Source organism: Thiosulfatihalobacter marinus (assembly GCF_016019955.1).
GTDB lineage: Bacteria > Pseudomonadota > Alphaproteobacteria > Rhodobacterales > Rhodobacteraceae > Shimia > Shimia marinus_A.
The window spans coordinates 162745-169243 of the sequence record NZ_JAECRZ010000008.1 but is presented as its reverse complement, the minus strand read 5'-3'; the positions used below and the strand labels follow the sequence as shown (position 1 = coordinate 169243).

Below are 6499 nucleotides of genomic sequence, written 5' to 3'. Positions count from 1 at the left end.
TCTATGAACAGTGCAACGAGTTCGTTAAAGTCGCGTGAAACGGAGTAATCAGCCTCCGGGAAAACCGGGGCGGTTCAAAGTGAGCAGTAATGTAAATGAAAACAGTCGCATGGATGCGACATTGGTCGGAGTGAGAGGATTCGAACCTCCGACCCCTGCCTCCCGAAGACAGTGCTCTACCAGGCTGAGCTACACTCCGACCGTGACGCGCGGGATAATTCACTCGGTGGGCTTTGGCAAGCCCAATCGGTGCGAATTTATGGGTCGGCTTGCCGGTGCATCGCTTGTGAAACGCGCAGGCCACCCGGCGAAAGACCGCGCGAGCGTGTGCGCAGAACAGGGGTTTGCCGCGACGTTCCGCCGACGGCCTCGCGGGCGATGATGAACAGGCCGCTGGCCATAATGATCACCGCCCCCAGCAACGTCGCGCCGTCTGGGATTTCGCCGAACAGGACATAGCCCAATCCCAGAGCCCAAAGGATCTGGGAATACTGCATGGGCGCCACCATCGCGGCCTCGCCAATGGTGTAGGCGCGCACCAGCAGGAAGGTGGCGGTAAAGCCGAACAGCGCGACAAAGGCGAGCGCGCCAAGGTCCGGCAAGCTGACCGGCACATAGACAAACACCTGTACGAGCCCCATCACGCCAACGCTGACCAGAAGCGGGTACAGCATCAGCACCACGCGGCGTTCCTTGCGCCCGATCTTGCGCACGATCACCGATTGCAGTGCGCCAGCACAGGCAGTCAGGAACGCGGCGCCATGGCCCAGACCAAAATCGCTGGCGCCGGGGCGCACCACCACCAGAACACCGATCAGCCCGAACACCACGGCCAGCAATCGCCAGATCCCCACCTTTTCGCCCAGGATCGGGATCGACAAAAGCGTGATCAGCAGCGGCGTGGCAAAGATGATCGCGTATACCTGTGCCAGCGGTAGCAGCGTAAAGGCGAAAAAGGCCGAGGTCGGGGCTACCACCACGCAGACCGAGCGCAGCGCAACCCACCACGGGTGCACCGGGCGCAGATTGCCCGGTGTTGGGTCGCGCACCAGAAGGATCGTGATCAGAGGAAAGCTGAGCAGGCTGGCAAAGAACATGATCTGAAGTGGCGAATAGATCGTGCCCAGATACTTGATCGCCACGTCATGGGTGGAAAACAGCGCAAAGGCCAGCAGGGCCAGAAAAGTTGCCTGAAGGTTCATGAAATCATCTCCGCCGCAGGAATCGCGCCCGGGGCACTGCCCCTATATACCGGTCCCGCGAAAATGAAAAAGGCCCCGGCAAGAACCGGGGCCGGAAATGGCTACGAAACAGACGTTACAGGCTGGCGTCAAGCGCCGCCAGAATCGCATCGCCCATTTCGCCGGTCGACACCGGGGTGCCGCCATCGGCCTGCATCAGGTCCGCGGTGCGCACGCCATCCGCCAGCACCTTTTGCACCGCGCCTTCAAGGCGATCGGCCTCGGCGCCGGCGTCAAAGGAATAGCGCAGCGCCATGGCAAAGCTCAGCACGCAGGCGCTTGGGTTGGCGATGCCCTTGCCGGCGATGTCAGGGGCCGAGCCGTGCACCGGTTCATAAAGCGCCTTGGGGCGGCCATTCTCCATCGGGGCACCCAGCGAGGCCGAGGGCAACATGCCCAGGCTGCCGGTCAGCATGGCGGCGCAATCCGACAGGATGTCGCCAAACAGGTTGTCGGTATAGATCACATCAAACTGTTTGGGCGCGCGCACCAGCTGCATCGCGCCATTGTCGGCATACATGTGGCTGAGTTCCACCTCGGGATAGTCCCTGGACACTTCGGTCACAACTTCGCGCCACAGGATGCCCGATTCCATCACGTTGGCCTTTTCCATCGAGCACAGCTTCTTGTTGCGGCGCGTGGCCAGTTCGAACGAGGCCCGTGCGCCGCGTTCGATCTCGCTTTCGGTGTATCGCTGGGTGTTGATGCCGACGCGTTCGTTACCTTCCTCGAAGATGCCGCGCGGCTCGCCGAAATAGACGCCGCCGGTCAGTTCGCGCACGATCATGATGTCCAGGCCCGACACGATTTCGGTTTTCAGCGAGGAGAATTCCGCCAGCGCGTCAAAACACTGGGCCGGGCGCAGGTTGGCGTAAAGGTCCATCTCCTTGCGCAGGCGCAGCAATCCGCGTTCGGGTTTGACGCTGAAATCCAGATCGTCGTATTTCGGGCCGCCCACGGCGCCCAGCAGGACCGCGTCAACCTCTTGCGCCCGGGCCATGGTTTCGTCGGTCAGCGGCACGCCGTGCGCGTCATAGGCACAACCCCCCACAAGGTCCTCGCTGACATCGAATTTCAGGCCGCGCTTGTCGCCGAACCAGTCGATGATCCGGCGCACCTGGGCCATGACTTCGGGGCCAATGCCGTCACCGGCAAGAATGAGAAGCGAGGGGTTGCTCATGGGGCTGTCCGTCCTTGAAAAAATTCGTCGAACCTGCCCTAGCGGGACGCGGGGGAAAGATCAAGAAACGAAGGGGCGCAGGCCCGCTTCCAGCAGGTGCCAGACGCGGGAAATGCGAGGCGTTTGGCGCAGGCTTTCATGCGCGGTAAGCCAGACCGGCAGGACAGGAAGGGGGAACTCCAGCACAACCTCTTCCAGACCGGGCGTGGCGCGGGCGATGTTGCTCTGGCAAAATCCAAGCCCACAGCCCGCCCGGATCAGTTCCCAGTAGGCGCTCTGGTTGTCACAGCGCACCGCGAACCAATCGCGCCGGGCCGGAATGCCCATGGCGCGCATCTCGCGCAGGATGTCGTCATTGGCGTCATATCCGACCATATCATGGTGGCGCAGATCGTCGGCGCTGCGCGGCCGACCCTTGCGGTTGAGGTACCCGGTGGTGGCAAACATCCCGAGCGTGATATCGCCCAGATGTTTCGTGACCATGTCGAGCTGCTGGGGGCGGTACATGCGCACCGCGATATCCGCCTCGCGGAACAACAGGTTTTCCGACGCATCCGAGGGCACAAGATCGATATGAATATCCGGTTCCCGGCGGCGAATATCGGCGATGATGGCGGGCATGGCGTGGTGGGCCATGAACACACTTGTGGCAATGCGCACATCTCCGGCCAGCCGGGTTTCACCGCCCGCCGCCGTCAGTGCCAGTGCAGCCATGGCATGTTCCATGCGGCGGGCGTGCGCCTGTATTTCCGCGCCCAGCCGGGTCAGATCGAACCCGCGCGCATGGCGGTGGAACAGTTCGACCCCAAGCCTGTCTTCCAGCGTTCGGATGTGGCGGCCCAGGGTGGGTTGCGATGTGTTCAGTTTGCGCGCCGCGCCGGAGAGCGAGCCGGTCTCTGCGACGGCCAGAAAGGACTGGATCAGCGACCAGTCAAGATCTGTCAGGCGAATATCCATTCAATTTTGAATAACACAGTTTCGATTTTTGCCAATTCATATTTGCATCTGAATAGGTGATCTTTGCGGTATCACAGCAAAACAGGAGCCGCTCTTTATGGTCCAGACCGTTCTTATCCTTGGCGCGACAGGGCGTTTTGGCCGCAACGCCGCCGCCGCGTTCGCTGCTGCGGGCTGGCAGGTGCGCCGCTTTGAGCGCAAGGCCGATACATTGTCATCCGCCGTGCAAGGCGTGGACGTGATCGTCAATGCCTGGAACCCGGCCTATCCCGATTGGGCCGCCCAGGTGCCGGGCCTGCACACCGGGGTGATCGCCGCCGCCAGATCGGTGGACGCGACGGTGATCGTGCCCGGGAACGTCTATGTCTTTGGCGCTGGCACGCCTGCGCCATGGTCGGTCGCGTCGCCCCACGCCGCCGCAAACCCGCTGGGGCGTATCCGGCGGGACATGGAGCGCGCCTATCGCGACAGCGGCGTACGCACGATCCTGTTGCGCGCCGGGGATTTCATCGACACGGCCGCCTCGGGCAACTGGTTTGACCAGATCATGATCGCGCGTTTGGCCAGGGGCGTGTTCACCTATCCCGGCCAGCCCGATATCGCCCACGCCTGGGCTTATCTGCCCGATCTGGCCCGCGCTGCCGTGGCGCTGGCCGAACGGCGCGACACGCTCGACCGGTTCGAGGATATCGCCTTTCCCGGTTACACCCTGACCGGGCAGGAGATCGCGGCGCATCTGGCGCAGATCACCGGCCGGTCCGTGCGTCTGAAAAAGATGAACTGGCTGCCGATCCGGTTGGCGCAACCGGTGTGGAAACTGGCCCGGTCGCTGTGCGAGATGCGCTATCTGTGGAACACGCCGCACAGCCTTGACGGCGAGCGGTTCGAGGCCCTGCTGCCCGGTTTCGAGGCTACGGCCGTCGCCCGCGCGTTGGCCACGGCCTTAGGGTCAGGACCCATTAATCCTGCACCACTGGCGCCAAATCCACGAAATATTGGGGGTTTGGTGCGCGCCGGACATAGTGGCTCTATTTCCAAGCGTGCCAAGCCGCCGGGATGAAGTGGATTTGGCGTCCTGCGGATTTGACGGATTTGCCGCCTGACGTCCTTTCAATGCCTTGAAATAGAACCACTATTCCTGCGGCATTGTACGTAGTCAGACAGCAAATCTGTCAAACCAGTGGCGCAGGATTAATGGGTCCTGACCCTAGCGTGCGAAACCCTGCGCCCCGTTCTGAACCCTCAGAAGTCCAGATCGGCCCAAACCATCCGGTGACGGCTGGCGGCGGCGACCATCTTCCCCGGCACCGAACCGGTGCCAGGCGACATCACACCGGCATCCCGCACCGTCAGATCCGCCGACGGCAGGACGTAATCCACCCGCAAATCCCCCGGAACCGGCTCGGGCCAGTCAACGGTTGGCCCCATGCCGCGATGGGGGTCTTGCAGGCGGCTGTCGGCCAGCAGGTCTCGGATCGCCTCGCGCCGCCCATCACCCTTGTCGGGATCCAGATTGGCGTTGCCCATGATCACGAAAGGCCCCAGCGGCGGCCTGCCCAAAGCACCGTCCAGCACCACCTGCCACAGCCGAATCTCGTCGGCGTTGCGCAGGCCGTTGCGGTCCTCCGGCCCGTCAAACACCGGCGGTCCGGCGGCAAACAGCATCAGCGTGACCCGCTGCCCGCCGGGGCCGACAACCGGCACCATCCAGTGCCCCGCAGAGGACAGCCGCTGCGCGGCTTGCGCCTCTTGGGAGGGAAAGGGGCGCCCGTTCACCTTCGGCAATCGCGCCTCCGGCAAATCGCGCCAAAACAGTCCGGTAAAATCCTGAACACCTTGGGCATCCACCGGCCAGCGCGAGAACAGAACCATGCCGCCTTCGCCGCGAAATCGCCCGAACCCCTGTGCATCGGCAGGGCCATGCGCCCTGCCATCACCGTCCAGGTCCAGCCCGGACGGAACCCCGGCGTTCTGGGGCAGGGCAAAGATATGCGGATACCGTATCCCCGCATCCGCCAGAACATCCCGCAAGGCCCGCGCGCCCAGCTGCCGATAATCGTAATCCACCCCTTGCAGGAAAAGCACGTCCGGCGCGGTATCGGCCACGACCTGCGCAATCGCGCGCACCTGTGCATCGCCTTTCAGGATATCGCGCAGCATCAGCCCCGGCCCCTTGCGCGACAGTTCCACGTCATAGGTTGCCACGCGCAACGTGCCGGCCCCCGAGGCGACCGGGAACAACAAGGCAAGACAAAGGATCAGGCGGTTTGCAAGGCCCGCGCGGCGGCATAGGCGCGGCGGCGGTTGTCGCGGATCATCTCGGCCACGCGGGTCATCGCCATGCCACGCATGATCAGGCTTGCCGGAATGAAGGCCCATGCACTTATCGTCCAGATCATTGTCATCGGATCGTCCAGATAGATCGGGTCAATCAGATCCGACATCATCTGTACAATCGCCGGGATCAGGAATGGCATGAGAAACCCTAACGCAATGTTAAGACGCCCGTCCCTTTGCAGCCGGGGCAGCACGTCGCCCCCCGCCGTGGGATCGAACAGCGGCAGGTTGACCCAGACGTTGAAGGCCCCGTTGCGGGCGGGCCAGCCCAGGATGCGCACATAGAAATAGAACACCGCCAGCGCCATCATCGAGATCAGGTAGCTTAGCCCGGACGAGGTGCGCACTGCCTCGACCAGTTCGGGCGAGGCGTTCTGCGGCAACATGATCACCATCAGGCGCACGGGCGAATAGGGGAAATCGATCGCATCGCCCACCACAATACCCAGCGTGTGCAGGAAGGACGTGAGCGCATTGGGCGCATATTCGCCGCGCGCGATCACCGACAGGCAGAAGACGGCAAGGAAGATCGCGAGAAACCGCAGCCTGTTGAAGGGAGGAGCGTAGCGGAATTCCACGATCGACGGGTATGTGGAAAAATACTCGATGAAAACAAGGCAGGCCGAGAACAGCGCGAAAAGCAGTACGATTTCAACGGCATCCGCGCTGACATTCGGCAGGATCAATGCCGGGGTGGCAAACAGCAATGCCACCAATATTGCACGCGTGAGTGCGCTAACGATTCGTCCCAACACTGCCCTTGCCCTTTCAAACTGGATGCCGC

At 62.7% G+C, this 6499-nt stretch carries 6 protein-coding genes and 1 tRNA gene; 1 reads left to right on the top strand and 6 read right to left on the bottom strand.

Features of this window, described 5'->3' with window-relative positions:
* Positions 1–122: 122 nt before the first annotated feature.
* From I3253_RS13555 to I3253_RS13540, 4 genes are all read right to left on the bottom strand, one after another.
* Positions 123–199: transfer RNA gene (locus I3253_RS13555), tRNA-Pro, on the bottom strand.
* A gap of 58 nt (positions 200–257) precedes the next feature.
* The gene (locus I3253_RS13550) at positions 258–1202 is read right to left on the bottom strand and encodes a DMT family transporter (protein ID WP_197918390.1); all 945 of its coding nucleotides are present in this window, start codon (positions 1200–1202) and stop codon (positions 258–260) included.
* Between the two features lie 115 nt (positions 1203–1317).
* On the bottom strand, positions 1318–2421 hold the full coding sequence (leuB, locus tag I3253_RS13545) for a 3-isopropylmalate dehydrogenase (protein ID WP_197918387.1): 1104 nt from the start codon (positions 2419–2421) through the stop codon (positions 1318–1320).
* Between the two features lie 60 nt (positions 2422–2481).
* Positions 2482–3378 (bottom strand): LysR family transcriptional regulator, encoded by an 897-nt coding sequence (locus tag I3253_RS13540; protein WP_197918383.1) that lies wholly within the window; start codon positions 3376–3378, stop codon positions 2482–2484.
* A 97-nt stretch (positions 3379–3475) separates the two neighbouring features.
* On the opposite strand from I3253_RS13540, the gene I3253_RS13535 reads away from it, so the two are divergent.
* The gene (locus I3253_RS13535) at positions 3476–4438 is read left to right on the top strand and encodes a Rossmann-fold NAD(P)-binding domain-containing protein (RefSeq protein ID WP_197918380.1); all 963 of its coding nucleotides are present in this window, start codon (positions 3476–3478) and stop codon (positions 4436–4438) included.
* 182 nt (positions 4439–4620) lie between these two features.
* Here I3253_RS13535 and I3253_RS13530 read toward each other — a convergent pair whose 3' ends face one another.
* A complete protein-coding gene (locus tag I3253_RS13530; protein ID WP_332262135.1) occupies positions 4621–5583 on the bottom strand; it encodes an endonuclease/exonuclease/phosphatase family protein in 963 nt (320 codons plus the stop codon).
* Positions 5584–5636: 53 nt separating this feature from the next.
* A complete protein-coding gene (locus I3253_RS13525; protein ID WP_332262134.1) occupies positions 5637–6428 on the bottom strand; it encodes a hypothetical protein in 792 nt (263 codons plus the stop codon).
* Positions 6429–6499: the final 71 nt, after the last annotated feature.

What these genes read in the sequence shown, in the direction of transcription:
- I3253_RS13540 (WP_197918383.1), bottom strand. Translation starts at nt 3,378, where the DNA reads ATGGATATTCGCCTGACAGATCTTGACTGGTCGCTGATCCAGTCCTTT.
- leuB (WP_197918387.1), bottom strand. Translation starts at nt 2,421, where the DNA reads ATGAGCAACCCCTCGCTTCTCATTCTTGCCGGTGACGGCATTGGCCCC.
- I3253_RS13550 (WP_197918390.1), bottom strand. Translation starts at nt 1,202, where the DNA reads ATGAACCTTCAGGCAACTTTTCTGGCCCTGCTGGCCTTTGCGCTGTTT.
- I3253_RS13535 (WP_197918380.1), top strand. Translation starts at nt 3,476, where the DNA reads ATGGTCCAGACCGTTCTTATCCTTGGCGCGACAGGGCGTTTTGGCCGC.